We start from the raw sequence: 26,135 nt of genomic DNA, 5'->3' as shown, positions 1-26,135 counted from the left end.
GGGGGTGGTGGCGGGGGGGGCGCCCCCTTCCGGGGTGCCCCGGGCTACCAGGCCCCGCCGGGGGGGGCGCCCGCCCCCCCCGGGGGGGCCGGGGGGCGGGGCCCCCCCCCGCGGGGCCCCTCCGCCGTGTGCCGTCCCGTACCGGCCGGTGCCGCCCGCCGGGCCGTGCCGGCCCTACTCCATGCCGGCGAGCACCAGCGGCAGCCGGCGCGCGCCGTCGGCGGTCAGCTTCACCGGCACGCCCCAGTCCTGCTGGTGCACGTGGCAGGCCGGGAACTCGATCTCCGGGTCGTCGTCGCAGGACGCCGCCATCGCCGAGACGTGCAGCACGCCCTCGGTGACCGCGTCGGAGAGCACCAGCTCGCGGGAGAGGTCGCTGTCCGCGCCGGCACCGGAGACCAGCAGCTCGGGCGGGGTCGAACTGACCAGCAGACGGGTGGACGGGCCGTACCGCTCGTCCAGCTTCTGGCCGCTCGGCGCCGAGAACACCACGTCCAGCCGGAACGCGCCCGGGGCGACCTCGGTGGCCGCCCGCTGGGTGCGGTGCGCGACCGACTCGACCCGCACCGCCTCCTCCGGCAGCCGCAGCCTGGTCAGCCGGTGCCGGGCCGACTCGACCACCACGATGTCGCCGTCCACCAGCACCGCCCCGGAGGGCTCGCGCAGGTCGGTGGCCAGCGTGGTGACCTCACCGCTCACCGGCTCGAAGCGGCGCAGCGCGTGGTTGTAGGTGTCGCTGACCGCCACCGAGCCGTCCGGCAGCACCGTGACGCCGAGCGGGTGCTGCAGCAGCGCCTGCCCGGCCGCGCCGTCCCGGTGGCCGAAGTCGAACAGCCCGGTGCCGACGGCGGTGTGCACGGTGCCCGTTTCACGTGAAACCCAGCGCAGCGCGGAGGTCTCGGAGTCCGCGACCCAGAGCCGCTCGCCGTCCGCGGAGACCGCCAGACCGGACGGCTGGGCGAACCAGGCCTCGGCGACCGGACCGTCCACCAGGCCCTCGTTGGTGGTGCCGGCCGCGACGCCGACCGTGCCGGCGGCCGGGTCGTAGGACCACAGCTGGTGCACGCCGGCCATCGCGATCCACACCGCGCCGTCGAACCAGGCGACGTCCCAGGGCGAGGAGAGATCCACCTCGAGGGCCGGGCCGGTGGTCGCCGAACCCTGCCACCACTGGCGACCGGTGCCGGCCAGGGTGGTCACGCTGCCGTCCGCCAGCCGCACCCCGCGCAGTGCGTGGTTCACGGTGTCGGCCACGATCACGTCGTACTCCGAGCCCGCCGGCAGCAGCGCCAGGCCCTGCGGCTCGCTGAACCGCGGGCTGGTGCCGTCCACCAGACCGCGCTGCCCGTCGCCGATCCGCCGCACCACCGTCTCGCCGTCCTCGGCCAGCTCCACCAGCGAGTGGTGGCCGGAGTCGGCGACCAGGAAGTGGCCGTCGGCCAGGCGGACCGCCTTGCCGGGGAACCTGAGGTCCCCGGCGGTCGGCTCCGGCGCCACGTACGGGCCGTCGCCGCGGCGCAGCGTGCCCTTCGCGGCGTGCTCCGCCTCCAGCTCCTCCACCAGCCGGGCGATCGCGTGGGCGTGGCCCTCCCCGGCGTGCTGGGCGACCACGTACCCCTCCGGGTCGATCACCACCAGCGTCGGCCAGGCCCGCACCGCGTACTGCTTCCAGGTCGCCAGCGCCGGGTCGTCCAGCACCGGGTGGTGCACCTCGTACCGGGCGACGGCGTCCACCACGGCCCGGTGGTCCGCCTCGTGCACGAACTTCGGCGAGTGCACCCCGACGATCACCACGGTGTCGCGGTGCTTCTCCTCCAGCTCCCGCAGCTCGTCCAGGACGTGCAGACAGTTGATGCAGCAGAAGGTCCAGAAGTCCAGGACGGTGATCTTGCCCCGGAAGTCGGCGAGCGTGAGCTCCTTGCCGCCGGTGTTCAGCCAACCGCCTGCCCCGACCAGCTCGGGGGCGCGTACACGTGCACGAGATGCCATGCCTGTATCCAACCGCATCGCGCCCGGGCGGCATTCCGGGGCGCCGGCGGGGCGGGGGTCTGGGGTGGCGGGCGTGTCGGCGGGGGCGGCCGGCGGCTCCGTGCTGTCGTTGCCCGTATGACCACCTCACTCCTGATCCGGGCGGGGCTGACCGCCGCGACCGCCGTCCTGCTGGCCGCCGGTGCGGCCGCCCCCGCACCGGCCGCGGCCGCGCCGCGCGACGTCACCGCCGAGCAGTGCCGGGACGCCGGCGGCTGGGTGGAGGGCTCCGGCTACTGCGTGGGTGCCCTCGGGGACGACTACTGGGGGCAGCCCGTCGACGGGCAGGCCATCAACCCCCACCCGGCACCCGGGGAGGAGTGACCGCGCACCCCGGCGCCCGAGCCCTACGGCCGGAGGGGGAGCTCCGCCCGCCAGCGCAGCTCCCCGTCCTGCCGCTCCCCGGTGGGGGCGAGGCCGAGGGCGCGGGCCACCGCCGCGGAGGCGTGGTGGTCGGGGTGGACGTGGGCCGTCACGGTGCCGATCCCGGCGGCGGTCAGGTGGGCGAGCAGCGCGCGGGCGGCCTCGGTGGCCAGGCCGCGGCCCTGCCAGGGGGTGCCGACCACCCAGGCGAGTTCGGCGGTCCCGGCCCGCACGGTGGTCTGCACGTAGCCGGTCAGGCGGCCGTCGGCCCGCAGCCGCAGCACCCAGTTGCCCCAGACCTCCGCCGGGTCGGGGGAGCCCGCGGCGAGCCGGGCGTAGCGGGCGCGCAGCTCCTCGGCGGTGGCCGGGGCGCCGCCGGTGAAGGCGTGCAGGGCGGGGTCGGCGAGCACGGCGGCCATCTCCCCGGCGTGCTCCGGGCCGATCGGGAGCAGGTCGAGTCGCCCGCTGTGCAGCGGGGCCGTGGTGTCGGGTCGTCGCGGGGCGGTCATGGCGGTATTGAACGCCGTCGTGTGGCGGTGCTTCCGGGCGGGTGGGGGGATCGGGTCGAATGGGGGCCACGTCAACACGGAGGAGGCCGCTGTGCGGTACCTGGTCAGGGAGAAGCTGTTCGCGGTGGGCGACGACTACTGGATCGAGGACGACCGGGGGCACAAGGCGTACCTGGTGGACGGCAAGGTGCTGCGGCTGCGGCACACCTTCGAGCTGAAGGACGCGCACGGCCGGGTGGTCGCGGTGGTGAAGGAGAAGGCCTTCACCGTCCGCGACGCGATGAAGATCGAGGACGCGGACGGCGAGGTGGTCGCGACCGTCCGGGAGAAGCTGTTCACCCCGTTCCGCGACAAGTACCTGGTGGAGCTGGCCTCCGGCGGCGAGCTGAAGATCCACGGGAACCTGATCGACAAGGACTACCGGGTCGAGAACGAGCACGGCGACGAGCTCGCCCGGATCTCCCGCAAGTGGTTCCGGGTCCGGGACACCTACGGCGTGGAGATCGCCGACGGCGCCGACACCGGTCTGCTGCTGGCCGTCGCGGCCTGCGTCGACCACCTGGTGGCCGAGGAGGACTGACCGCGGGGGTTCCCGGATCCCCGGCCCGCCCTCACCCGCGTGGGGTATCTTTTGCCAACCCTTGACCGGTGCGGTCGGGGGACGGCGAGCGGACCGGGGGCTGGAACCACCATGAACGACATCCTGCACGGGCTCGGCGCGGCGGCCGCCTACGGAGCCGTCGGGGTGGTGCTGCTGCTCCTCGGCGTCGGCCTGGTCGACCTGCTGACGCCCGGCAGGCTCGGCCACCAGATCTGGGTCGAGCGCAACCGCAACGCCGCCGTCCTGCTCAGCTCGGCCCTGCTCGGCATCGGCGGCATCGTCTTCACCGCGATCATGTACACCTACGAGGACTTCGCCAAGGGCCTGGTCTCCACCGCCTGCTACGGCCTGCTCGGGCTGGTGCTGATGACCGTCGCCTTCTGGGCGGTGGACCTGCTCACCCCCGGGAAGCTCGGCGCGATCCTGGTCGAGCCCGAGCCGCACCCCGCGGTCTGGGTCTCCGCCAGCTGCAACATCGCGGTGGCGGCGGTGGTGTCGGCCGCGATCGCCTGAGCCGCGGCGGCCGGGTGGCCGGCACGGACGGGTGCGCCGGTCGAACCGTGCCGACCGGGGCCGTGGCTGACGCCGCGTCGGGCCGCACCGGCGGGCCGCGAGGAGGGGGCGGTGGGCGCCGCCGGCCTGCTGCGGAGCCGGGGCCCGGCCGGTAACGTACCGGCATGGCTGACCTTGAAGAACGCGCCGACGTCGTCGCGTCCGGTTCACGGCGGGCCGGAGCCGCGGTGGCCGTCAGACGGCGCCGCGTCACCGACCTCGCGGAGTGCGTCCGGCTGCTCGGCGACGTCCACACCACCGACGGCTACCCCGCCGACTGGCCCGACCGCCCCGCCGCCTGGCTGACCCCCGAGGGGCTGCTCGCCGCCTGGGTCGCCGACCTGGACGGCCGCCCGGCCGGCCACGTCGGCCTCTCCCGCAGCGCCCCCGGCGACGTCGCCCCCGCGCTGTGGAGCCACCGCACCGGCGGCAGGCCGGAGCTCACCGCCGTGATCGGCCGCCTCTTCGTCGCCCCCGGGGCGCGCGGCCACCGGATCGGCGCCCGTCTGATGGCGACCGCCGTGGTGCACGCCCGGATGCTCGGCCTGCACCCCGTCCTGGACGTCCTCGCCACCGACGCCCCGGCCACCGCGTTCTACCGCCGGCTCGGCTGGACCTGGCTCGGCAGCGGCGAGCAGCGGTGGGGCGCGGACCGCACGGTCGTCGTCCACTGCTTCGCGGCGCCCAGGGGATAGGCCCGGGCCCGCGGCTCCCCCGGCCGGGGGAGCCGGATCGTCGCCGGGGTGGAGGCCGCGGCGCGGGGGTGCGGGCGAGGCTGGGGCCATGGTGCGCAGCGGATGGCCGGTGGTCGGTTGGGGCGTCGTCTACGCCGGGTTCGGCGCGGGGTGCGCGGTCGGCGGGGTGGCGCTGTTCGGTGCACCGCGGCTGGGGTGGCTCGTCGCCGGGGCGGGTGCGGCGGCGGCCGCGGCGGGGGTGGCGGTGCGGCGGCGGCCGGCCTGGCGGCCGGTGCTGTGGCCGTTCTGCGGGCTGGCCGCGGTGGCGGCCTGGGGCCTGCTGATGGACGTGCTGGCGCTGCTGTTCGGGCAGGCCGTGGACAGCGTCCCGGGTGCGGTGCAGCACGCCCTGGCGGCGGTCGGGGCGCTGCTGCTGGGGTCGGCGGCCCGTCGGCGGTGGCCTGTCGCGGTCCGGACGATCGCCCCCTCGGAGGCCCCGGCGGCCGTCCAACTCGCGGCCTGGGCAGGGACCCTGGCCTTCGCTCCGTACGTCGCGATGAAGTCGATCTGGGCGTTCGGCGGCAGCTTCGCCGGGATCGACGGCGACGAGATGGACGCGATGTACGCGCGGGACGGGGCCTCCGGGCTCTGGCTCACCCTGGAGTCCTGGGGGATCGACGGCACCGTGCTGCTGGCGGCGCTCGGCGTGTTCCTGCTCTGGGGGCTGGTGCGCCCCTGGGGGCAGGTGTTCCCGCGCTGGGCCCCGGGGCTGTGCGGCCGCCGGGTGCCGCGCTGGTTGCCGCTCGCCCCGGCCCTGGTGGGCGCGGCCACGCTGGCGCCGTACGGGGTGGCCGGGATCGGCTACCTGGCGCTGTGCACGACGGGAGTGCTGGACGTCCGGCGGGGAGGTTTCGCCTCCGGGGCGGAGGCCCTGCAGGTGGGGTGGGTCGGGGCGGTGGCGTTCGCGGGGTACGGGGTGGCGCTGGCGGTGGCGACCCGGTCGTACTGGCGGCGGACCGGCGGCTGAGGCGGATTTGCGGAAACGGCAACAAAGCTTGCCGAATCGCCGGGAGGCGTCGCAGCCTGGCGGTGTCGGTCGGCGCCGTGCACCCGGCTGGTCCGGGCAGGTCCGACGGGCCCGGTGGGTTCGGCAGCGCCGGACGGTGCTCGGCCCGATGGCGCCGATGGCGCCGATGGCGCCGGGGCCCGATGCGGACCGGCCACCGCCCGCTACCGAGCGCCCGGCCCCGCCGCACCCGCCCCGGCGGGGAGGCTCCTCCCGCACCACCGTCAGCCCAGCCACGATCGGAGTGACCACGATGTCCGGACACCAGCACCAGCACCAGCACGGCCACGGCCACCACCACGGGCACGTCCCCGCCGCGGACTTCGACTGGGACGCGCTCGCGGACCACCTGGAGCGCGAGGCCGAGCTGCGCGCCCCCGCCGTGGCCGCCGCCGCGCAGTGGCTGCGCGCGCTGCCCGGCGCCGACCGGGCCGCCGTGCGGCGGGTGCTCGACGTCGGCAGCGGCCCCGGAGTGGTCGCCGGGCAGCTCGCGGACGCCTTCCCGGAGGCCGAGGTGGTCGCCGTCGACCAGTCGGCCGCCCTGCTGGAGCGCGCCCGGGCCCGCTCGGGCGGCCGCCTCGGCGTCCAGCAGGCCGACCTGCCCGCCGAGTTCGACAAGCTCGGCGAGGCCGACCTGATCTGGTCGGGCAACGCGATCCACCACCTCGGCGACCAGCAGGCCGCCCTGACCTCCCTCGCCGGCCTGCTGCGGCCCGGTGGCGTGCTCGCCGTCGCCGAACGCGGCCTGCCACTGCGCTACCTGCCGCGCGACTTCGGCCTCGGCCGGGCCGGCTTCCAGGCCCGGCTGGACGCGGCGCACGAGGACGGCTTCAGCACCATGCGCGCCGAACTGCCGGGCGCCACCGCGGAGGTGGAGGACTGGCCGGCGATGCTCGGCCGCGCCGGACTCGTCCCCGGCGGTACCCGCACCTTCCTGGTCGACCACCCGGCCCCGCTCGCCCGCCCGGCCCGCGAGCACCTGCACGCCCAGCTGAGCCGGCTCCGGGACCAGCTGGCCGGGACCCTCGATCCCGAGGACCGGGCCACCCTGGAGGCGCTGCTCGCCGAGGACGCCCCCACCGGCATCCTCCACCGCCCGGACGCCTTCTACCTCTCGGCGACGACCGTGCACACGGCGCGCCGGCCCTGACCGCCCGCCCCGGCCGCCCGCCGACCCCGCCCGCCGGCGACCAGGTCAGAGGGTCTGGCCGAGGGTGGTGATGAGCCGGGCGATGCGGTCCTCGTCGCGGCGGTAGTGGGTCCACTTGCCGAGGCGGGTGGCCCGCAGGAGACCGGCGCGCTGGAGTTCGGCCAGGTAGGCGGAGACGGTGGACCGGGCGAGGCCGGCCTTGGCGTGGATCAGACTGACGCAGACCCCGACCTCGTGCGGGTCGACGGCGGTGTCCGCCACCGGGAAGTGGCGTTCCGGGTCGCGCAGCCACGCCAGCAGTTGCAGGCGCGTCGGATTGGCGATCGCCCGCAGGGCGGTGACCAGGTCGGGATCCATGGCTGGAGATCGTACCGGCGGCCGTCGACGGCGGGGTTCCGGCCGACACCCGCCGTACGGCGGCGCGGTGACGGCTCGCCACGGCGGTCCGGTACGGCGGCCCGGGACGGCGGACGCGCGGCGGCGCCGCACGGCCGGAGGGCCGTCGCGGTACCGTCGCGGCATGGCAGTAACCGAGCACCGCCTGGTCGTGGTCACCACCACCCACGAGAGTGAGGAGCGGGCCCGCGCCCTGGCGTCCGCCGCCGTCCGGGAGCGGCTTGCCGCGTGCGCCCAGGTGTACCCCGTCCGGTCCGTCTACTGGTGGGACGGCGAGGTGCAGGACGCCGCCGAGTGGCGGACCGACTTCAAGACCAGGGCCGAACTCGCCGACCGGCTGGGCGCGTTCCTCGCCGACCGGCACGACTACGAGACGCCGGAGGTGATCGCCGTCCCGGTGGTCGCGGGCCACCCCGGCTACCTGGACTGGGTCGTCACGGAGACGGCCGGGCCGGGCCCGGGGCGCTGACCGGGCGGAGTCCCGGCCGGAGCGATCGGAGCGGACGGACGCGCGGGCCCGGCCGGAGGACCGGACGGGCCCGCGCGGGGTACGGGCTCAGCCCTCCTGGCCGCCGAAGCGGGCCGTCCAGCCGGCCAGGTCCTCGTCGGTGATCTTGGCGAACAGCACCGGCGGCACGGTGAACGCCGTCCCGGCCGGCACCAGGTCCAGCGCCCGGGCGTGGTCCGCGGACACCCAGGTGAGCGTGGCCGCCGGGGAGTCCTCGGGGAGTCCGAACGCGCCGCGCATCGCCGCGGCGGCGGTCGGGATGAACGGCTCGGACACCACCGCGTACAGGTGGATCAGGTTCATCGCGGTGCGCAGGGTGAGCGCGGCCGCGTCCGGGTCGGTCTTCACCTGGAGCCAGGGCGCCTTCTCGTCCAGGTAGGCGTTGCCCGCGCTCCACAGCGCGCGCAGCCCCTGCGCCGCCTTGCGGAAGTTGAGCGCGTCCAGCTGGGCCTCGTACTCCGCCAGCAGCGCGGCGATCTGCTCGCCGAGCCGTTCCTCGGCCTCGCCGGGCAGGTGGCCGGCGGGCACGTCGTCGCCGAAGCGCTTGCGGCTGAAGGAGAGCACCCGGTTGACGAAGTTGCCGAGGGTGTCGGCGAGGTCCTTGTTGACGACCGAGGCGAAGAGGTCCCAGGTGAAGCTGGAGTCGTCGGACTCGGGGGCGTGCGCCATCAGGAAGTAGCGCCAGTAGTCGGCCGGCAGCAGCTCCAGGGCGACGTCGGTGAAGATGCCGCGCTTCTGGCTGGTGGAGAACTTCCCGCCGTAGTACGTCAGCCAGTTGAAGGCCTTGACGTAGTCGACCTTCTTCCAGGGGCGGCGCGAGCCGAGGATCGTCGCCGGGAACATCACGGTGTGGAACGGGACGTTGTCCTTGGCCATGAACTCGGTGTACCGGACGCTCTCGTCGGCCTCGTACCACCAGGACCGCCAGTCCCTGGTCACCCCGGCCGGCGCCGCGTCGGACCACTCCTTGGTGGCGCCGATGTACTCGATCGGGGCGTCGAACCAGACGTAGAACACCTTGCCCTCGGCGGCCAGTTCCGGCCACACGTCGGCGGGCACCGGGACGCCCCACTCCAGGTCGCGGGTGATCGAGCGGTCCTGCAGGCCCTCGGTGAGCCACTTGCGGGCGATCGAGGACGCCAGCACCGGCCAGTGGTCGCCGTTGGCGGCGATCCACTGCTCGACCTCCTCGGTCAGCTTCGACTGGAGCAGGAACAGGTGCCTGGTCTCCCGGACCTCCAGGTCGGAGCTGCCGCTGATCGCCGAGCGCGGGTCCACCAGGTCGGTCGGGTCCAGCACCCGGGTGCAGTTCTCGCACTGGTCGCCGCGCGCCTTGTCGTAGCCGCAGTGCGGGCAGGTGCCGACGATGTAGCGGTCCGGCAGGAAGCGGCCGTCGGTGTTGGAGTACACCTGGCGGATCGCGCGCTCCTCGATGAAGCCGTTGCGCTGCAGCTCGCGGGCGATCTCCTGGGTGATCTCCCGGTTCTGCGGCGAGGAGCTGCGGCCGAAGTGGTCGAAGGAGAGCCCGAAGCCGTCGTACACCGCCCTCTGGGCCCCGTGCGCCTGCGCGCAGAACTCGGCGACCGGCAGTCCGGCCTCCTGGGCGGCCAGTTCGGCGGGCGTGCCGTGCTCGTCGGTGGCGCAGATGTACAGCACCTCGTGGCCGCGTTGGCGCAGGTAGCGGGAGTAGACGTCCGCCGGGAGCATCGACCCGACCATGTTGCCCAGGTGCTTGATCCCGTTGATGTACGGAAGGGCGCTGGTGATCAGGTGGCGAGCCATCCTCGGATGCTCCGATTTCTCCCGCACGCGCACCCCACCCGGGGTGCTGTGCCAGGCGCAGGGGTCCACTGTGGGCTGCCCAGCCTACCGCCGCGGGGCCGGGGCGCAGCCCGGTTTCAGAGCGGGGTGAAGTCGGCGTACGGGTCGAACTCCCCGGCCTTGACCCCGCGGACGAAGGCGGCCCACTTGCGCGGTGTCGTCCGCACGACCGTCTCGGGCCGGTCGGACTCGCGGATCTCCACCAGCCCGCCCGCGGCCCGGACCTCGACGCATTCGTTGCTCTCGCCGCTGGACGACGACTTGCGCCACGTGTTCATGTGAAGTCTTTCAGTAAGGCCCGGATGAAGTCCCGGGACTCGACCGGCCCGAGCGCGACCCCCGCGGTCTCCTCCTTGATCCGTCGGTAGGTCCGCAATTCGGCGTCGGCGTGCACGAACTTCGGGCCGTTCGAAAGGTCGATCTGGACGGTGTCGAGCTCGGGCACCGGCCCGCGCGCGAGATACAGGCTCTCCCCGGAACCGGGAAAGGTGTGCACGCTGAACGGGATCACCCGGATCTCCAGCCCGGGCCGCTCGGAATTCTCCAGCACGCTCCGCAACTGCCCGCGCAGCACTTCCGGCCCGCCGAACTGCATCCGCAGCGCGGATTCGTGGATGAAAGCGCTGTACGGCTTGGGGCGCTCGGTGAAGAGGTGCTGGCGCCGAATCCGGAATCCCGTCCGGGTGTCCGCGTCGTGCGGGGACAGCGGGGGGCGCAGCCGGGCGAACACCGCGGAGGCGTAGGCCTCGGTCTGCAGCAGTCCGGGGACGAAGGTGGTGTGCAGGATGGCCAGCGACTCGGCGTGGTGCTCCATCTCGGCGATGTCGATGATCCCGCCGGGCAGCCGTCCGCGGTAGCTGTCCCACCAGTACTTGCGCCGGTCCTGGGTCATCGAGAGCAGGGCGTCGAGGTAGCCGTCGTCATGGGTGCGGTCGCAGGTGCGCGCCCAGATCCGCAGCCGTTCGGCACTGATGCCGGCCTTGCCGTTCTCCATCTGGGAGATCTTGGGCAGGTCGGTGCCCAGCCTGGCCGCGAGGGTTTTCGGCGTCACGCCCACGCGTTCGCGCATCTTGCGCAGCTCGATGCCAAGGCGCTGTTGGCGCACGGTCGGAGACAGGCGGGGTGGCATGACTCTCTTCTCCGGATCGCGGGTTCGGTCGATGCTTCCGGTGAAGTGTGCCGCGCACACCCGGCCCTAGCTACTGAAATGGGGGATACCCCACGATGGAGTGAACGTCCACTCGCTCGGTAGCAAGTCTTGCACCCTGACCCTATGGTCGTGGCGTGTCACTCGCTGACTTGTTGTCGCCTAAACAGCTGCCAATCAGCAGTAAATACACACCAGATGCACGGTCGGGACGCCCCGACATCACCGACCGGAGACCGCCCGTGAACGCTCTCCTCGTCGCCGGATTGTCGGCCCTGCTGCTCGCCGTCCTATTCGTCGGCTGGCTGGTCTGGCTGGTCAACGCCCAGCCCCGCGAACCGCGTCGCGCAAAGGCCGAGTTCGTCGCGCCCCATTCCGCGCCGGCCGACAAGAACTAGGCCCCGGCCGTCCGGTGGCCTTTCCCGCCGACCTCGCCGGCCCCGCCGGCCCCGCGGCTCCGGGCCCCGCGCCCCCCGACCGGCGAGGGGCGCCGGGGCGCGGGCCGGCCGCTACGCGTCGGCGACGAAGTGGTCGAACTCGCCGGCCTGCACGCCGAGGAGGAAGGCCTCCCACTTCTGCGGGGTGGTGCGGACGACGACCCCGGCCCCGCCGGACTCGCGGATCTCGACCATGCCGTCGACGGTCCGGATCTCCAGGCAGTCGTCGGAGTCGCCGCTCAGGGACGGCCGCTGCCAGTCGGTCATGGGTGGCTCCCGTGGTGGAGGTGGCGGGCGCTGGGCCCCTGCCCGGTCAACGATCAGCCGCGGGCGAGGCGTTCCTGCAGCCGCGACTTCGCGGCCGGCCACTCGTCGGCGAGCATCGAGAAGTAGGCGGTGTCGCGCCAGACGCCGTTGGCGCGCAGCCGCTCCCGGCGGTGGACGCCCTCGAACCGGGCGCCGAGGCGCTGGATGGCGTTGCGGGAGCGCTCGTTGAGCGCGTCGGTCTTCCAGTAGACCCGGCCCATGCCGAGGTCCTCGTAGGCGTGGGTGAGCAGCAGCAGCTTGGACTCGGTGTTCACCGCCGTGCGCCACACGGACCGGGCGTACCAGGTGCCGCCGATCTCGACGAGCTCGTCGGTGGCGGAGAAGTCGTAGTAGCCGGTGATGCCGACGGCCCGCCCGGAGGCGAGGTCGACGACGGCGAACTTCACGGCCGTCCCGGCGGCGACCTCGGCGAGCCGGACGTCGAGGGCCTCGCCCAGCTCCTGCTCGGTGGTGGGCGGGAGGGAGGGGATCCAGCGCCACACCTCCGGGTCGGGGCCGACGGCGGCCCAGAGCTCGGACAGGTGGTGGCGGCCGAGGGGCTCCAGGCGGACGTGGCGGCCGGTGAGGGTGACGGGGGCGGGCAGCTGTGCGGTCATGATCCGAAACTAGCGCGAGTCTGCACTAGGGGCAATGCATTTCTGCACTAGTGCAAAATTGGGGGCGCGGACGCGGCGAGGGCCCCGCGGGACGCGTCCCGCGGGGCCCTCCACTGCGACCCTGCCCGCTCCGCTCCCGGAGCCGGGGATCAGATGAACGAGTTGATCTGGATCGTCTCGTCGCGGCCCGGGCCGACGCCGATGGCCGAGATCGGCGCGCCGGACATCTCCTCCAGTGCCTTCACGTAGGCCTGCGCGTTCTTCGGCAGCTCGGCGAAGGACTTGGCCTTGCTGATGTCCTCGGTCCAGCCCGGCAGCGTCTCGTAGATCGGCTTGGCGTGGTGGAAGTCCGACTGGTTGTAGGGGAGCTCCTCGACCCGCCGGCCGTCGATCTCGTACGCGACGCAGACCGGGATCTGCTCCCAGCCGGTGAGCACGTCCAGCTTGGTGAGGAAGAAGTCGGTCAGGCCGTTGACGCGGGTGGCGTAGCGCGCGATCACCGCGTCGAACCAGCCGCAGCGGCGGTCACGGCCGGTGGTGACGCCGCGCTCGCCGCCGATGCGGCGCAGCGCCTCGCCGTCCTCGTCGAGCAGCTCGGTCGGGAACGGGCCGGAGCCCACCCGGGTGGTGTACGCCTTCAGGATGCCGATGACCCGGTCGATCTTGGTCGGGCCGATGCCGGCGCCGGTGCAGGCGCCGCCCGCGGTCGGGTTCGACGAGGTCACGAAGGGGTACGTGCCGTGGTCGACGTCGAGCAGGGTGCCCTGGCCGCCCTCCAGCAGGACGACCTTGTTCGCCTTGAGCGCCTCGTCCAGGACGAGGGTGGTGTCGGCGAGGAAGGGCTTGATCTTGTCCGCGTAGCCGAGGTACTCCTCGAGGACCAGGTCGGCCGGGATGGCGCGGCGGTTGTACAGCTTGACCAGGAGCTGGTTCTTGTCGTGCAGCGCCGCCTCGATCTTCTGGCGCAGGATCGACTCGTCGAACAGGTCCTGGACCCGGATGCCGACGCGGTTGATCTTGTCCGCGTAGGTCGGGCCGATGCCGCGGCCGGTGGTGCCGATCCGGCGCTTGCCGAGGAAGCGCTCGGTGACCTTGTCCAGGGTGCGGTGGTACGGCGTGATCAGGTGGGCGTTGCCCGAGACCAGCAGCTTGGAGGTGTCGATGCCGCGCTCGTTGAGCCCGTTGAGCTCGGAGAGCAGCACACCCGGGTCGATCACGACGCCGTTGCCGATCACCGGCGTCACGTTCGGGCTGAGGATGCCGGAAGGGAGCAGGTGCAGGGCGTACTTCTGGTCGCCGATGACCACCGTGTGACCGGCGTTGTTGCCGCCCTGGTAGCGGACGACGTAGTCGACGGAGCCGCCGAGGAGGTCGGTGGCCTTCCCCTTGCCCTCGTCCCCCCACTGAGCGCCAACGAGCACGAGTGCCGGCACAGGCGTACACCCCTTCCGGTTGGGGCATCCTGCGTAGGCCGCAGTCTGCCCCGAGATAGACGAAGCCCCTGGCGCAGTAGCGCAAGGGGCTCTTGCACCGAGAGATTACCTGAGGAAGGACCGGTCGTGTCGTCCCTGTCCACGCCTGCGAACGGCGGCCCCGAGCCGCTTCTGCTGCTCCTCGACCCGGCGGCCCGGCAGACCGACGGCGAGTCGGTGCGGATCGCGAAGGACGTGCTCTGCGGTGGTGCGGACGTCAAGGTGGTCTACCCGGAGAGCACGTCCGAGCTCGACCGGGTGCTTTCGCACCGGGGTCGCAGGCGACCGGTGGTGATCGGTTCCGACCTCGCGCTGCAGCGGGTCCTGCAGGCGCTGCACCGGCACCGTGAGCTGGGCGCGGATCCGGTGGGCATGGTTCCGGTCGGCCGGGCGGAGGAGCTGGCAGCGGCCCGCGCGCTCGGCGTGCCGGGCGAGCCGGTGCGGGCGGCGCGGGCGGTGCTGTCGGGGGCGTCGCGCAAGCTCGACCTGCTGGTGGACGACGGTGGCGGGGTGGCCCTGGGCGGGGTGCGGATCACCGGTGCCGGGGCGCGCAGGCCGGGCGGCCGTTCGGGCGGCTGGCGTTCGCTATGGGCGAAACTGGCTGCGGCCGAGCAGGCGAACGCCCTCACGGCCGAGGGGCGGCCCGCCGCCGAGCTCAGCCCCCGGGTCCGGGTCGAGGCCGACGGGCGGCTGCTGGCCGACGTGCACCGTCCGGTCCGGCTGGTCCAGGTGACGCTGCCGGGCGGCGAGTCGGACGGCGCCGGCGTCATGGAGGTGGTGGTCCGCGCGCCCGGCGCGCTCGTGCGGGCGAGGGCGGCGAGCGTCTCGGTGATCGGCCGCGGCTTCGGCTACGAGGCGGACGGCCGCGCGGTCGGCCCGGTCCGCGCCCGCACCTGGACGGTCCACCCGGGCGCCTGGGGGCTGCTGCTGCCGGCCGCCTGACGGCGCGCGCCGGCCCCCGGTGGCCGCCGGGGCGGCTCGCGGGGGCCGGTGAAGCGGGAGTGAACGCCGGGTGAGCAGGCTCACGTTCGCCGCCGCCGCGATCCCGACCGCTCCGCACACGGAACGCCCCAACAGGCGCGAACCGCAAGGCCAACCGCCACCCGCCGGAATTCCCCCCACCCGAAATCCCCACCCCGTAAGGGGTTTTGTCTACGCGCGTTACTGGCCGATCGCCCGACAAACGCGGCATCCCGCGTTCCGGAAGCCTGTGCCAACTGCCCTAGACTCGAAGGCGTGCCACGTGGTGACGGAAGACTCAACCACGATCTTCTTCCCGGTGAGAAAGGCCCCCAGGACGCTTGCGGCGTCTTCGGTGTCTGGGCTCCCGGCGAGGAGGTCGCCAAGCTCACGTTCTTCGGCCTTTACGCCCTGCAGCACCGCGGTCAGGAATCCGCGGGCATCGCAGTGAGCAACGGCTCCCAGATTCTCGTCTTCAAGGACATGGGACTCGTCTCCCAGGTCTTCGACGAGGCCTCGCTGGGGTCGTTGCACGGGCATATCGCCGTCGGACACGCCCGCTACTCGACCACCGGTTCCTCGGTCTGGGAGAACGCCCAGCCGACCTTCCGGGCGACCGTGCACGGTTCGCTGGCCCTCGGGCACAACGGAAACCTGGTGAACACCGCCGAACTGGCGGCCATGGTCGCCGAACTGCCCGGCGAGGAGCACGTCTCCCGCTCCGGGCGGACCGCCGCGACCAACGACACCGACCTGGTGACCGCGCTGCTCGCCGGCCACCCGGACCTCTCCATCGAGGAGACGGCCAAGGTCGTGCTGCCCAAGGTCAAGGGCGCGTTCTCGCTCGTCTTCATGGACGAGCACACGCTCTACGCCGCCCGTGACCCGCAGGGCATCCGCCCGCTGGTGCTCGGCCGGCTGGAGCGCGGCTGGGTGGTCGCCTCCGAGACGGCGGCGCTCGACATCTGCGGCGCCTCCTTCATCCGCGAGGTCGAGCCCGGCGAGCTCATCGCCATCGACGAGAACGGCATGCGCACCTCCCGCTTCGCCGAGGCGAAGCCCAAGGGCTGCGTGTTCGAGTACGTCTACCTGGCCCGCCCCGACACCTCCATCGCCGGCCGCAACGTCCACCTCTCCCGCGTGGAGATGGGCCGCCGCCTGGCGAAGGAGGCCCCCGTCGAGGCCGACCTGGTGATAGCGACGCCCGAGTCCGGCACCCCCGCCGCGATCGGCTACGCCGAGGCCAGCGGCATCCCGTACGGCTCCGGCCTGGTGAAGAACGCCTACGTGGGCCGCACCTTCATCCAGCCGAGCCAGACCATCCGCCAGCTCGGCATCCGGCTCAAGCTGAACCCGCTGCGCGAGGTCATCCAGGGCAAGCGCCTGGTGGTCGTCGACGACTCGATCGTCCGCGGCAACACCCAGCGCGCGCTGGTGAAGATGCTCCGCGAGGCCGGCGCGGCCGAGGTCCACATCCGGATCTCCTCGCCGCCGGTGAAGTGGCCCTGCTTCTTCGGCATCGACTTCGCCACCCGCGCTGAGCTGATCGCCAACGGCATGACCATCGAGGAGATCGGCCGCACGCTCGGCGCGGACTCGCTCTCCTACATCTCGATCGACGGCATGATCGAGGCCACCAAGCAGCCCAAGGACAGGCTCTGCCGGGCCTGCTTCGACGGTGAGTACCCGATGGAGCTGCCGGACCCGGCGCTGCTCGGCAAGCTCCTGCTGGAGGCCGAGATCAAGGGCGGCCAGCAGCCGCCCGCCGTGCGCGGCAAGCCGACCAGCGGCAGCGACCTGGACGGCGTCCAGTCGCTGCTCGGCGGGGCGGGCGCGGCCGACGCGCTGCGCCGCCCGTAGCGTCACCACGGTGGGGTCCCGCGAACCGGGGCCCCACCGCTGTTCAGCCCCCCGGCTGTTCCCGAACAACCCCCCAGACCCGAGAGGGCCGCACCGCAGTGACCAGCAACCAGAACGGCGCCACCTACGCCGCCGCCGGCGTCGACATCGAGGCGGGCGACCGCGCCGTCGAGCTCATGAAGCAGTGGGTGAAGAAGGCCAACCGCCCCGAGGTGGTCGGCGGTCTCGGCGGCTTCGCCGGCCTCTTCGACGCGTCCGCGTTCAAGAGCTACGAGCGGCCGCTGCTGGCTTCGGCCACCGACGGCGTGGGGACCAAGGTGGCCATCGCGGCCGCCATGGACAAGCACGACACCATCGGCCACGACCTGGTCGGCATGGTCGTCGACGACCTGGTGGTCTGCGGCGCCGAGCCGCTGTTCATGACCGACTACATCTGCGTCGGCAAGGTCGTGCCGGAGCGGGTCGCCGCGATCGTCAAGGGCATCGCCGAGGGCTGCGCGCTGGCCGGCTGCGCCCTGGTCGGCGGCGAGACCGCCGAGCACCCGGGCCTGCTCGGCCCGGACGAGTACGACGTGGCGGGCGCCGGCACCGGCGTCGTCGAGGCCGACGCCCTGCTCGGCGCGGACCGCGTCCGGGCCGGCGACGTGGTGATCGCGATGGCCGCCTCCGGCCTGCACTCCAACGGCTACTCGCTGGTCCGCCACGTGCTGCTGAACGAGGCCGGCTGGAAGCTGGACCGCAAGGTCGAGGAGTTCGGCCGCACCCTCGGCGAGGAGCTGCTGGAGCCGACCCGGATCTACTCGCTGGACTGCCTGGCGCTCACCCGCGCGACCGAGGTGCACGCCTTCTCGCACGTCACCGGTGGCGGCCTGGCGGCCAACCTGGCCCGGGTCGTCCCGGACGGCCTGCACGCCCGCCTGGACCGCGGCACCTGGACCCCGCTGCCGGTCTTCCAGACCGTCGCCGAGGTCGGCAAGGTGGCCACCCTGGAGATCGAGAAGACGCTCAACATGGGCGTCGGCATGGTCGCGGTCGTCCCGCCGCACTCGGTGGACGTCGTGCTGTCGATCCTGGAGGACCGCGGCGTCGAGGCCTGGCTGCTCGGCGACATCGTCGAGCGCGGCGACGGTCACGAGGGCGGCGCGGCCCTCTACAACGCCTACGAGGGCTTCACGGCGGGCTGATCCCGGCCGGAACGACGAGGGGCCCCTCCGGTGCGCCGGAGGGGCCCCTCGTGCCGTCCGGGGCCGTGCGCGGAGGGCGGGGCGGGCGCGCCGGGACCGTGTCCGGGAGGGCGGTGGGGCGGGCGTGCGCGGGAACGCCGAAAACCGGCCCGGCGCCCTGGGGCGCCCGGACCGGTCGGCGGGACTACGGGTTACGAGCGGCGGGAGGCCTGCGACGGCCCGGTACCCGGCCCGCTGTCGTCCTCGTCGTCGAGGTCGGCGTAGCGGGCGGCGTACTCCGCGTACGGGTCGTCGTCCTCCTCCTCCTCGATCGGCTCCGGCTCGATCGAAGCGGTGGACGGCGATACGCCCAGCTCGTTGGACAGACGGTTAGCGTCGAACCCGCCGCTGTTGTACTTCAGCTCGCGGGCGACCTTCGTCTGCTTGGCCTTGGCCCGGCCGCGCCCCATGGGTCGACCCCCTCAACGATGGGGCTCACGGCCCCGAGTCTGACACGTGTTCATGATCAGGTCCGGCCTGCCCGAATGGGAGGACCGTCCCTTGGAGCATTAACGGTACCTGTTTCCGCCGCTGGACGGTACGTCGTCGGTGTGACGTGGCGCGCACCGACTGCACCCGAGACCAGGTCTTCCCAGGTCAGGGGAGGTTTTGCGGCGGTTTGCGCGCTGTCCGGAGGTGTCTGAGGTCCGTCGTTCCAGGACCGATTATCCCCCCTAGGGGGACGTTGGATCACCCGATCGGGCGCAGAAGTGAGAATCCGGTTCCACATCGTGATGCGCGGGGGACGGAAGAAGACCGCCCCCCGCGCACCCCGGGTCCGGACCGGGCCGGATCAGGCCCGGCGGGCACCCGGCAGCAGCACCGTGCGCAGCGCGCTGATCTCGCGCATCCGCTTCTCGGCCAGGCGGTCGGCGGCGACCGCCGGCGGCACGCCGTCGGAGGTGGCGCGGGTGAAGATCTCCAGGGTCGTGTCGAAGATCCTGGTGGCCTTGTTCTTGGCCCGCTCGAAGTTGAAGCCGTCGATCTCGTCGGCGACCTGGATCACGCCGCCGGAGTTCACCAGGTAGTCCGGCGCGTAGAGGATGCCGCGGTCGGCGAGGTCCTTCTCGACGCCCGGGTGGGCCAGCTGGTTGTTGGCCGCGCCGCAGACGATCGAGGTGCCGAACTCGCCCAGCGCCGCGACGACGGAGTCGGTCAGCGCACCGCCGAGGGCGCAGGGGGCGTAGACGTCCAGCTTGGCCTGCAGCAGGGCGGCGGTGTCGGCGACCACCTCCACCTCGGGGTGGGCGGCGCGGACGCGGTTGACCGCGGCCTCGAAGGGGTCGGTGACGACGACCGTGGCGCCGTCCGCGACCAGGTGGCCGACCAGGTAGTGGCCGACCTTGCCGACGCCCGCGACGCCGACCCGGCGGCCGCGCAGCGTCGGCTGGCCCCAGCGGGCCTGGGCGGTGGCGCGCATGCCCTGGAACACGCCGAAGGCGGTCAGGATGGAGGAGTCGCCGGCGCCGCCGTGCTCGGGCGAGCGGCCGGTCACGAACTCGGTCTCGCGCGCGATGACGTCCATGTCCTGCACGTAGGTGCCCACGTCGCAGGCCGTGATGTAGCGGCCGCGCAGGGACTCCACGAAGCGGCCGTAGGCCCGGAGCATGGCCTCGTTCTTGTCCTTGTTCGGGTCGCCGATGATGACGGCCTTGCCGCCGCCGAGGTCGAGCCCGGCCAGCGCGTTCTTGTAGGACATGCCGCGGGACAGGTTGAGCGCGTCCTCCAGGGCCGCCTCCTCGGAGGCGTACGGGAAGAAGCGGGTGCCGCCGAGGGCGGGGCCCAGCGCGGTGGAGTGGATGGCGATGATCGCCTTGAGCCCGGAGCTCCGGTCGTGGCAGAGCACGACCTGCTCGTGGCCGTCGCCGGGGGCGCCGTCCTGCTCGGTGCGGAAGATCCTGCTGAGCACGCCGGGTGCGGGGTGCGTGGCGGGGGTCTGTACGTCGGTCACTGTGGTGACTCCAGTATCGAAGGCCCGCTGCTGTGGTGCGGGCGCCTAAGGCGAAGCGTAGTCGCGCGTGCGGTGGCGATCGGCCCTCTTGTCCGAGCTTGTGCCGGTTGTCCGAGGGGTGAGACGGGCCGCGGTCCGCGGTGCGGGCGCGAACGGTTCGGGAGCGCGCCCTCCCGGGGCCGGTCGGCGCGTGCGACCATGCAGGACGTGACCGTCGTACGCACCTCGGTACTGCCGCCCTACGCCGCCCACCTGCGGGTCTACGAGCCGCTCGCCGCCTACCCGGAGCCCGAGCGGGCCCGGTGGCAGGCCTACGCGGCGGAACACGGGCCGGACGCCGGGGACGCGGCGCAGCCGGTGGCCGGGGCGGCCCTGGAGGAGCAGCGCGGGGCGCTCGCGGAGCTGGTCGCCCGGACGCCCCGGGCGCTGCCCGAGCGGGAGAGCGAGCGGGCCTTCGTGCGGGTGGTGGACGGCGTGCTCTACGTCTGCCCGTGGGCGACCAGGCTGCGCAGCTGGCAGGCCCTGGAGGAGCTGCGGGCGGCCGCCCCGGTGACACTGCTGGACACCGCGGTGCCGCCGGTGGCCCGGGCGGCCGCCGAGGCGGACCACGAGCGCTGGCGGGCCGAGCACCCGGACGCCCGGCCGTGGATCCTGACGAGCCGGTGGGAGGTGCCGGTGCGCTGGTTCCTGCCGTTCGGCGACGAGGACCGCTGCTTCGTGCCGGCGGCGGAGCCGGGCGGTCCGGCGCGGGCGGCGGCGCTGTTCTACCTGGTGCCGATGGCGCAGGCGCGGCGGCGGGTGGCCCGGGCCTACCGGGCGCTGCGTGAGGAGGTGCCGGACGGGGAACTGGTCCGGGGGGCGGAGCGGGTCGGGCGGTGGCTGGAGGAGTTCCACCCGCGCTCGCTGGTGGAGCTGGACTACGGGGGGCTGGTGCATCTGCTGGGGCCCGAGCGGCTGTTGGCGGACCGTTCGGCGGGGGAGCTGGAGGAGGGGCTGCGCGCGCTGCGGGCGGGGGACGCCGCGGAGGCGATGCGGGCGTACGGGGAACTGACGGCGCGGTGGCGGCGGGTGCTGGCGCTGCGGTACGCGAACTGACCCCGTGGGGCCCGTGTATGACTGGAAGGGTCCTACGGCCCGGACCGCATGACCAAGGTCCTGGTTCGGGTCAATAGCTGTCGAACGTGACACTACTCACCGTTGACGCGAACTTACCCCTATGTGCAAAAATGGGACAACCAGCCCAACTTCACGTGAGCGTGCCCACTTTTGGGTGGTTCTGGAGTCGATGCGTGCTTTGCGGGGAAACGGAGGGTCTGGTCCCTCCGTAACCGGACGTCACGACCGCGTGACTGTCCGTTATGGGGTGGTCCATCGCCATCCGTCAGCCTTGAACCCGTGAGGGGTCAATTTTGGCGGTTTGGTCGATAGGGCTGGACGGATGGTGTAGTTGTAGACACCAGGACAAGCCGTTCGTCCTATAACCGACTCGGCCCGTCTATGCCATTTCGGGCATCGCGGGCCAAGGTGCAGAATTTGAAGGATAGAACCGCCCTGGTTCGGTTCTCCCGAGGAGGCCGCTCATGACCGCTCGTACCCCTGATGCTGAGCCGCTGCTGACGCCGGCAGAGGTTGCCACCATGTTCCGCGTGGACCCGAAGACGGTCACCCGCTGGGCCAAGGCGGGCAAGCTGACGTCCATTCGCACGCTCGGCGGTCACCGCCGTTACCGCGAGGCGGAGGTGCGCGCTCTGCTGGCCGGGATTCCCGCTCAGCGCACTGAGGCCTGATAGGCCGAAGGCTCTTTAAAGGGGCCGCTTACCGGACTCCGCCGGGTCCGGTAAGCGGCCCCTTTGCCATGCCCGGGGCCGGCCGCGCCGGGGGCGGAATGCTGAACTCCGGATAACGATTCGATGTGCGTGGGGCGGGGGGGATTTACAGTGAATGGCAGTGCAATTTTACATATTAAATTAGCAGGGTCGTGATGGGCGTGTGACGGAGTCATGATCGGGAAATGGGGGGTGACGACGGTCACACGTCCGGGGCTTGTGGTCTAGACCTGTCCGGGCGTAGGGAAGCCGGCGGGAAGCGCCCGCGCGAAAACGCGAGAGGCCCGGAACCTGACGGTTCCGGGCCTCTCGCACTGCGGCGATCCCGACGGGACTTGAACCCGCGACCTCCACCTTGACAGGGTGGCGAGCTAACCAACTGCTCCACGGGACCAGAGTTTTCTGATCTCGTTCACTCGCTTGCCGCGCTGCGAACAAGACAGACTGTAGCCCATGTCGGGCCCCCAGGTCGAACCGGGACCTGAGGGCCCCTGAGGACCGCCCAGCTCAGAGCGCCGCCCGGGCCGCCTCCATCGCCTTCATGATCCGCTTCTCCGACACCGGGCTCGGCGTCCCCAACGACTGGGCGAAGAAGCTCACCCGCAGCTCCTCGATCATCCAGCGGATCGCCAGCACCTCCGCGGAGGGCTGCTGCCCGGCCGGAACGGCCGCCAGCAGCTCCCCGTACGCCTGCTGCACCTGCTGGACCTTCAGCAGGTGCTGGGCGTCCCGCTGCGGGTGGTTGGGCAGCGCCTCCAGCCGGCGGTCCACCGCCAGCAGGTAGCGCTTGAGGTCCGGCAGCCGCTGCCAGCCGGTGCCCGTGACGAAGCCCGGGTGCACCAGGGAGGCCAGGTGCAGCCGGACGTCGTTCACCGCGTTCAGCAGCACCGGGCTGCTCACCGTCTTCAGCCGGGTCGAGGCCTTGTGGAAGGCGATCAGCGCGGTGGCCGTCTTCAGCGTGGTGTCGGCCGACAGGTCGTACAGGTCGGCCCGCACCTTGTCGTGCAGCTTGCCGAAGGCCGCCTCGTCCCAGGCCGGGCCGCCCGCCAGGGTCATCAGCCGGTCCGTCGCGCAGGCCACCACGTCCTCGAACAGGGCGGCGACCGAGCCGTGCGGGTTGTGCGAGAGCGCCAGCTTCGCCTGGTTGCCCAGCCGACCCTGGATCGACTTGGCCGGGGAGGTGGTCGTCAGCACCAACAGCCTGCGGGTGCCCTCCCACATCGCCTGCGCCTGCGCCTGCGGGGTGTCGAACAGCTTGACGCCGACCGTCTCCCCCTCGTCCACCAGCGCCGGGTAGGCCCGCAGCGAGTGGCCGCGCGAGCGCTGCTCGAAGGTGCGCTGGAGCACCGGCAGACCGGCCGGCCAGGCCGTCAGCCCGCCCTGCTCGATGCCCCGGCCCGACGCCGCCGAGGACAGCGTCTCCTTCAGCTTCGGCTTGAGCCGCAGCCGCAGCTCCTCCAGGTCCTTGGACTCGGCGAGCCTGCGGCGGCCGTCCACCACCCGGAAGGTCACCTTGAGGTGGTCCGGGACCCGCTCGTCGTCCCAGGCCTCCGGCGGGACGGTGACGGCCGTCAGCCGCTTCAGCGCGCGCTCCAGGGAGGGCAGCAGCGGCTCCTGGCGGTCCTTCACCTCGCGCAGCGCGGCCTTCGCGAAGTCCGGCGCCGGGACGAAGTTGCGCCGGATCGCCTTCGGCAGCGACTTGATGTACGCGGTGACCAGCTCGGCCCGCAGACCGGGGATCTGCCAGTCGAAGCCTTCCGCGGTGACCTGGTTGAGCACCGGCAGCGGGATGTGGACGGTCACCCCGTCCGCGTCGCTGCCCGGCTCGAACTGGTAGGTCAGCTGGAAGCGGAGCTTGCCCTGCTGCCAGTGGTCCGGGTAGTCGGCCTCGGTGACGCCGTCCGCGGTGTCGTTGATCAGCATCGACTTCTCGAAGTTGAGCAGGTCCGGCTGCTCGTGCCGGGCCTTCTTCCACCAGGCGTCGAAGTGCCGGGTGGAGACCACGTCCTCCGGCAGCCGGGCGTCGTAGAACTCGAACAGGGTCTGGTCGTCCACCAGGATGTCGCGGCGGCGGGCCCGGTTCTCCAGCTCCTCGACCTCGCCGAGCAGCCGGCGGTTCTCGGCGAAGAACCGGTGGTGGGTCTCCCAGTCGCCCTCGACCAGGGCGTTGCGGATGAACAGCTCGCGGCAGAGCTCCTGGTCGATCCGGCCGTAGTTGACCTTGCGCTGGGCGACGACCGGCATCCCGTAGAGGGTCACCTTCTCGTACGCCAGGACGGCCCCGGCCTTCTTCTCCCAGTGCGGCTCGCTGTAGCTCCGCTTGATCAGGTGGCCGGCCAGCGGCTCGACCCACTCCGGCTCGATCTTCGCGTTGATCCGCGCCCAGAGCCGGGACGTCTCGACCAGCTCGGCCGACATCACCCAGCGCGGCGGCTTCTTGAACAGGCCGGAGCCCGGGAAGACCGCGAAGCGGGCGCCGCGCGCACCGCCGTACTCGCGCTTCTCCGCGTCGAAGAGGCCGATGTGGGAGAGCAGGCCGGCCAGCAGCGACTGGTGGATCCGGTCGGCGTCCGGCTCGGCGCCGGGATGCGGCTCCTCGACCGCCACGCCCAGCTGCCGGGCGACGGTGCGCAGCTGGGTGTAGATGTCCTGCCACTCCCGTATCCGCAGGTAGTTGAGGAACTCCGCCTTGCACATCCGGCGGAACGCCGAGGAGGACAGCTCCTTCTGCTGCTCCCGGACGTAGCGCCACATCGACAGGTAGGCGAGGAAGTCGGAGGTCTCCGAGTTGAACCGGCGGTGCCGGTCGTCGGCGGCCTGGCGCTTCTCGGCGGGGCGCTCGCGCGGGTCCTGGATGGAGAGCGCCGCGGCGATCACCATCACGTCGCGCACGCAGCCGTTGCGCTCCGCCTCCAGCACCATCCGGGCCAGCCGCGGGTCCACCGGGAGCTGCGCCAGCTGGCGGCCGAGCGGGGTCAGGCGCTTGCGCGGGTCCTTCTCGTCCGGGTTCAGCGCGCCCAGTTCGTGCAGCAGGTGCACGCCGTCCCGGATGTTGCGGGAGTCCGGCGGGTCCAGGAACGGGAAGGCGGCGATGTCGCCGAGGCCGGCCGCCGTCATCTGCAGGATCACCGAGGCCAGGTTGGTGCGCAGGATCTCGGCGTCGGTGAACTCGGGGCGGGAGAGGAAGTCCTCCTCCGAGTACAGCCGGATGCAGATGCCGTCCGAGGTGCGGCCGCAGCGGCCCTTGCGCTGGTTGGCGCTGGCCTGGCTGACCGCCTCGATCGGCAGCCGCTGCACCTTGGTGCGGTGGCTGTAGCGGGAGATCCGGGCGGTGCCCGGGTCGATCACGTACTTGATGCCCGGGACGGTGAGGCTGGTCTCGGCGACGTTGGTGGCGAGCACGATCCGGCGGCTGCCGGAGCGCTGGAACACCCGGTGCTGCTCGGCCGAGCTCAGCCGGGCGTACAGCGGCAGGACCTCGGTCGACTTCAGCTTCAGCCGGTTGAGCGCGTCGGCGGTGTCCCGGATCTCGCGCTCGCCGGAGAGGAAGACCAGGATGTCGCCCGGGCCCTCGGCCTGCAGCTCCTGGGCGGCCTCGCAGATCGCCTGGACCTGGTCCCGGTCGCGGTCGGCGTCGGCCGCGTCCTCGTCCTCGGCACCCTCCTCGACGAGCGGGCGGTACCGGACCTCCACCGGGTAGGTGCGGCCGGAGACCTCGATGATCGGCGCGTCCCCGAAGTGCCGGGCGAAGCGCTCCGGGTCGATGGTCGCGGAGGTGATCACGACCTTGAGGTCCGGGCGGCGGGGGAGCAGCTGCTTGACGTAGCCGAGGATGAAGTCGATGTTGAGGCTGCGCTCGTGCGCCTCGTCGATGATCAGGGTGTCGTACTGGCGCAGCTCGCGGTCCGTCTGGATCTCGGCGAGCAGGATGCCGTCCGTCATCAGCTTGACCAGGGTGTCCGGACCGACCTGGTCGGTGAACCGGACCTTCCAGCCGACCGCCTCGCCCAGCGGGCTGTCCAGCTCCTCCGCGACCCGCTCGGCCACCGTGCGGGCGGCGATCCGGCGCGGCTGGGTGTGGCCGACCAAGCCGCGCACTCCCCGGCCGAGCTCCAGACAGATCTTGGGGATCTGGGTGGTCTTGCCCGAGCCGGTCTCGCCCGCGACGATCACCACCTGGTGGTCCCGGATGGCCGCCAGGATGTCGTCCTTCTTCTGGCTGACCGGCAGCTCGGCGGGATAGGTGATCGCCGGGACGGCGCTGCGGCGCTGCTCGACCAGCAGCTCGGCGCGTTCGATGTCGGCGGCGATCTCGGCGGCGACCTTCTGCCGGGCCTCGGGCTTGCGGACCCGGCGGGCCCCCTCCAGCCGGCGCCCGATCCGGACCTGGTCGCGCAGGGTCAGTTCCGGAAGGCGGGCGGCCAGCTCGCCGATCCCTGGCCCGTCGGCGGGGGCGGCGGCGGACTGGACTGCGGGAGAACTCACTGCGGGCATCCCTCTAGGTTCGCAAGGAGGGGCGGCGGCGCGCACCTCGGTTTTCGAGCCCCTCCAGTGTCACAGTCGCCGGTGGCCGAGCGCGAACGGCGGGTCGGGTCGGGAGCGGGTGATCGGGAGCGGGTGATCGGATCGGAGCGATCGGGGTCGGGTCGGGGGGCGGGTCGGGGGGCG

General features: G+C 72.8%; 25 protein-coding genes and 1 tRNA gene. 13 read left to right on the top strand and 13 right to left on the bottom strand.

The window, feature by feature from the left end:
• Positions 1-174 precede the first annotated feature (174 nt).
• Positions 175-1,989, bottom strand: coding sequence for an NHL domain-containing thioredoxin family protein (locus ACIA8Q_RS31460; RefSeq protein ID WP_360213175.1), 1,815 nt, complete (start codon positions 1,987-1,989; stop codon positions 175-177).
• Between the two features lie 117 nt (positions 1,990-2,106).
• Between ACIA8Q_RS31460 and ACIA8Q_RS31455 the strand changes: the two genes are divergently transcribed.
• Entirely contained in the window at positions 2,107-2,352 is a 246-nt protein-coding gene (locus ACIA8Q_RS31455; protein WP_360213173.1) for a hypothetical protein, read from the top strand.
• A gap of 23 nt (positions 2,353-2,375) precedes the next feature.
• Here ACIA8Q_RS31455 and ACIA8Q_RS31450 read toward each other — a convergent pair whose 3' ends face one another.
• Complete coding sequence (locus tag ACIA8Q_RS31450) at positions 2,376-2,900, bottom strand: GNAT family N-acetyltransferase (protein ID WP_396318100.1); 525 nt, start codon at positions 2,898-2,900, stop codon at positions 2,376-2,378.
• 91 nt (positions 2,901-2,991) lie between these two features.
• On the opposite strand from ACIA8Q_RS31450, the gene ACIA8Q_RS31445 reads away from it, so the two are divergent.
• From ACIA8Q_RS31445 to ACIA8Q_RS31425, 5 genes are all read left to right on the top strand, one after another.
• Entirely contained in the window at positions 2,992-3,480 is a 489-nt protein-coding gene (locus ACIA8Q_RS31445; RefSeq protein WP_360213170.1) for an LURP-one-related family protein, read from the top strand.
• A gap of 111 nt (positions 3,481-3,591) precedes the next feature.
• Positions 3,592-4,014 (top strand): DUF350 domain-containing protein, encoded by a 423-nt coding sequence (locus tag ACIA8Q_RS31440; RefSeq protein WP_360213168.1) that lies wholly within the window; start codon positions 3,592-3,594, stop codon positions 4,012-4,014.
• A gap of 164 nt (positions 4,015-4,178) precedes the next feature.
• Complete coding sequence (locus ACIA8Q_RS31435) at positions 4,179-4,748, top strand: GNAT family N-acetyltransferase (RefSeq protein WP_360213166.1); 570 nt, start codon at positions 4,179-4,181, stop codon at positions 4,746-4,748.
• An 88-nt stretch (positions 4,749-4,836) separates the two neighbouring features.
• Positions 4,837-5,754 carry a hypothetical protein gene (locus tag ACIA8Q_RS31430; protein WP_360213164.1) on the top strand — a complete coding sequence of 306 codons (918 nt, stop codon included), beginning with the start codon at positions 4,837-4,839 and terminating at the stop codon, positions 5,752-5,754.
• Positions 5,755-6,046: 292 nt separating this feature from the next.
• Positions 6,047-6,943 carry a class I SAM-dependent methyltransferase gene (locus ACIA8Q_RS31425; RefSeq protein WP_360213162.1) on the top strand — a complete coding sequence of 299 codons (897 nt, stop codon included), beginning with the start codon at positions 6,047-6,049 and terminating at the stop codon, positions 6,941-6,943.
• Between the two features lie 45 nt (positions 6,944-6,988).
• Here ACIA8Q_RS31425 and ACIA8Q_RS31420 read toward each other — a convergent pair whose 3' ends face one another.
• Complete coding sequence (locus ACIA8Q_RS31420) at positions 6,989-7,300, bottom strand: helix-turn-helix domain-containing protein (protein WP_360213160.1); 312 nt, start codon at positions 7,298-7,300, stop codon at positions 6,989-6,991.
• A gap of 163 nt (positions 7,301-7,463) precedes the next feature.
• Between ACIA8Q_RS31420 and cutA the strand changes: the two genes are divergently transcribed.
• On the top strand, positions 7,464-7,808 hold the full coding sequence (gene cutA, locus ACIA8Q_RS31415) for a divalent-cation tolerance protein CutA (RefSeq protein WP_360213158.1): 345 nt from the start codon (positions 7,464-7,466) through the stop codon (positions 7,806-7,808).
• Positions 7,809-7,895: 87 nt separating this feature from the next.
• On the opposite strand, the gene metG is transcribed toward cutA, so the two are convergent.
• The 3 genes from metG to ACIA8Q_RS31400 all read right to left on the bottom strand — a co-directional run bounded on the left by metG (position 7,896) and on the right by ACIA8Q_RS31400 (position 10,797).
• On the bottom strand, positions 7,896-9,629 hold the full coding sequence (metG, locus tag ACIA8Q_RS31410; RefSeq protein ID WP_360213156.1) for a methionine--tRNA ligase: 1,734 nt from the start codon (positions 9,627-9,629) through the stop codon (positions 7,896-7,898).
• A gap of 116 nt (positions 9,630-9,745) precedes the next feature.
• On the bottom strand, positions 9,746-9,946 hold the full coding sequence (locus ACIA8Q_RS31405; protein WP_360213154.1) for a DUF397 domain-containing protein: 201 nt from the start codon (positions 9,944-9,946) through the stop codon (positions 9,746-9,748).
• On the bottom strand, positions 9,943-10,797 hold the full coding sequence (locus ACIA8Q_RS31400) for a helix-turn-helix transcriptional regulator (RefSeq protein ID WP_360213152.1): 855 nt from the start codon (positions 10,795-10,797) through the stop codon (positions 9,943-9,945). The genes ACIA8Q_RS31405 and ACIA8Q_RS31400 overlap by 4 nt, the downstream gene beginning before the upstream one ends.
• Positions 10,798-11,057: 260 nt before the next feature.
• On the opposite strand from ACIA8Q_RS31400, the gene ACIA8Q_RS31395 reads away from it, so the two are divergent.
• Complete coding sequence (locus ACIA8Q_RS31395) at positions 11,058-11,213, top strand: hypothetical protein (protein WP_360213150.1); 156 nt, start codon at positions 11,058-11,060, stop codon at positions 11,211-11,213.
• Between the two features lie 111 nt (positions 11,214-11,324).
• Here the strand turns inward: ACIA8Q_RS31395 and ACIA8Q_RS31390 are convergent, their stop codons facing one another.
• From ACIA8Q_RS31390 to ACIA8Q_RS31380, 3 genes are all read right to left on the bottom strand, one after another.
• Positions 11,325-11,519: a DUF397 domain-containing protein gene (locus tag ACIA8Q_RS31390; protein ID WP_360213148.1), complete on the bottom strand. Its 195-nt coding sequence runs from the start codon at positions 11,517-11,519 to the stop codon at positions 11,325-11,327.
• A gap of 53 nt (positions 11,520-11,572) precedes the next feature.
• Complete coding sequence (locus tag ACIA8Q_RS31385) at positions 11,573-12,175, bottom strand: GNAT family protein (protein WP_360213146.1); 603 nt, start codon at positions 12,173-12,175, stop codon at positions 11,573-11,575.
• A 149-nt stretch (positions 12,176-12,324) separates the two neighbouring features.
• Positions 12,325-13,608, bottom strand: coding sequence for an adenylosuccinate synthase (locus ACIA8Q_RS31380; RefSeq protein ID WP_360213144.1), 1,284 nt, complete (start codon positions 13,606-13,608; stop codon positions 12,325-12,327).
• Between the two features lie 126 nt (positions 13,609-13,734).
• Between ACIA8Q_RS31380 and ACIA8Q_RS31375 the strand changes: the two genes are divergently transcribed.
• The 3 genes from ACIA8Q_RS31375 to purM all read left to right on the top strand — a co-directional run bounded on the left by ACIA8Q_RS31375 (position 13,735) and on the right by purM (position 17,651).
• Positions 13,735-14,589 carry a diacylglycerol kinase gene (locus tag ACIA8Q_RS31375; protein ID WP_360213142.1) on the top strand — a complete coding sequence of 285 codons (855 nt, stop codon included), beginning with the start codon at positions 13,735-13,737 and terminating at the stop codon, positions 14,587-14,589.
• A 294-nt stretch (positions 14,590-14,883) separates the two neighbouring features.
• The gene (gene purF / locus ACIA8Q_RS31370) at positions 14,884-16,467 is read left to right on the top strand and encodes an amidophosphoribosyltransferase (RefSeq protein ID WP_360213140.1); all 1,584 of its coding nucleotides are present in this window, start codon (positions 14,884-14,886) and stop codon (positions 16,465-16,467) included.
• A gap of 98 nt (positions 16,468-16,565) precedes the next feature.
• Positions 16,566-17,651 (top strand): phosphoribosylformylglycinamidine cyclo-ligase, encoded by a 1,086-nt coding sequence (gene purM / locus ACIA8Q_RS31365; RefSeq protein ID WP_360213138.1) that lies wholly within the window; start codon positions 16,566-16,568, stop codon positions 17,649-17,651.
• A gap of 191 nt (positions 17,652-17,842) precedes the next feature.
• Here the strand turns inward: purM and ACIA8Q_RS31360 are convergent, their stop codons facing one another.
• Positions 17,843-18,100 carry a DUF3073 domain-containing protein gene (locus ACIA8Q_RS31360; RefSeq protein ID WP_360213136.1) on the bottom strand — a complete coding sequence of 86 codons (258 nt, stop codon included), beginning with the start codon at positions 18,098-18,100 and terminating at the stop codon, positions 17,843-17,845.
• Between the two features lie 383 nt (positions 18,101-18,483).
• Positions 18,484-19,641, bottom strand: coding sequence for a Glu/Leu/Phe/Val dehydrogenase dimerization domain-containing protein (locus tag ACIA8Q_RS31355; protein WP_387905186.1), 1,158 nt, complete (start codon positions 19,639-19,641; stop codon positions 18,484-18,486).
• A gap of 198 nt (positions 19,642-19,839) precedes the next feature.
• Between ACIA8Q_RS31355 and ACIA8Q_RS31350 the strand changes: the two genes are divergently transcribed.
• Both ACIA8Q_RS31350 and bldC read left to right on the top strand, forming a co-directional pair.
• A complete protein-coding gene (locus tag ACIA8Q_RS31350; protein ID WP_387905187.1) occupies positions 19,840-20,736 on the top strand; it encodes a hypothetical protein in 897 nt (298 codons plus the stop codon).
• A gap of 485 nt (positions 20,737-21,221) precedes the next feature.
• Entirely contained in the window at positions 21,222-21,428 is a 207-nt protein-coding gene (gene bldC / locus ACIA8Q_RS31345) for a developmental transcriptional regulator BldC (RefSeq protein ID WP_014137253.1), read from the top strand.
• Positions 21,429-21,787: 359 nt separating this feature from the next.
• Here bldC and ACIA8Q_RS31340 read toward each other — a convergent pair.
• Together ACIA8Q_RS31340 and hrpA are read right to left on the bottom strand one after the other, a co-directional pair.
• Positions 21,788-21,861: transfer RNA gene (locus ACIA8Q_RS31340), tRNA-Asp, on the bottom strand.
• Positions 21,862-21,974: 113 nt separating this feature from the next.
• Positions 21,975-25,961: an ATP-dependent RNA helicase HrpA gene (hrpA, locus tag ACIA8Q_RS31335; RefSeq protein ID WP_360213132.1), complete on the bottom strand. Its 3,987-nt coding sequence runs from the start codon at positions 25,959-25,961 to the stop codon at positions 21,975-21,977.
• Positions 25,962-26,135 lie beyond the last annotated feature (174 nt).

Source organism: Kitasatospora sp. NPDC051705, assembly GCF_044453265.1.
Taxonomy (GTDB): Bacteria; Actinomycetota; Actinomycetes; order Streptomycetales; family Streptomycetaceae; genus Kitasatospora.
This window is presented reverse-complemented; position numbering and strand designations above follow the sequence as displayed.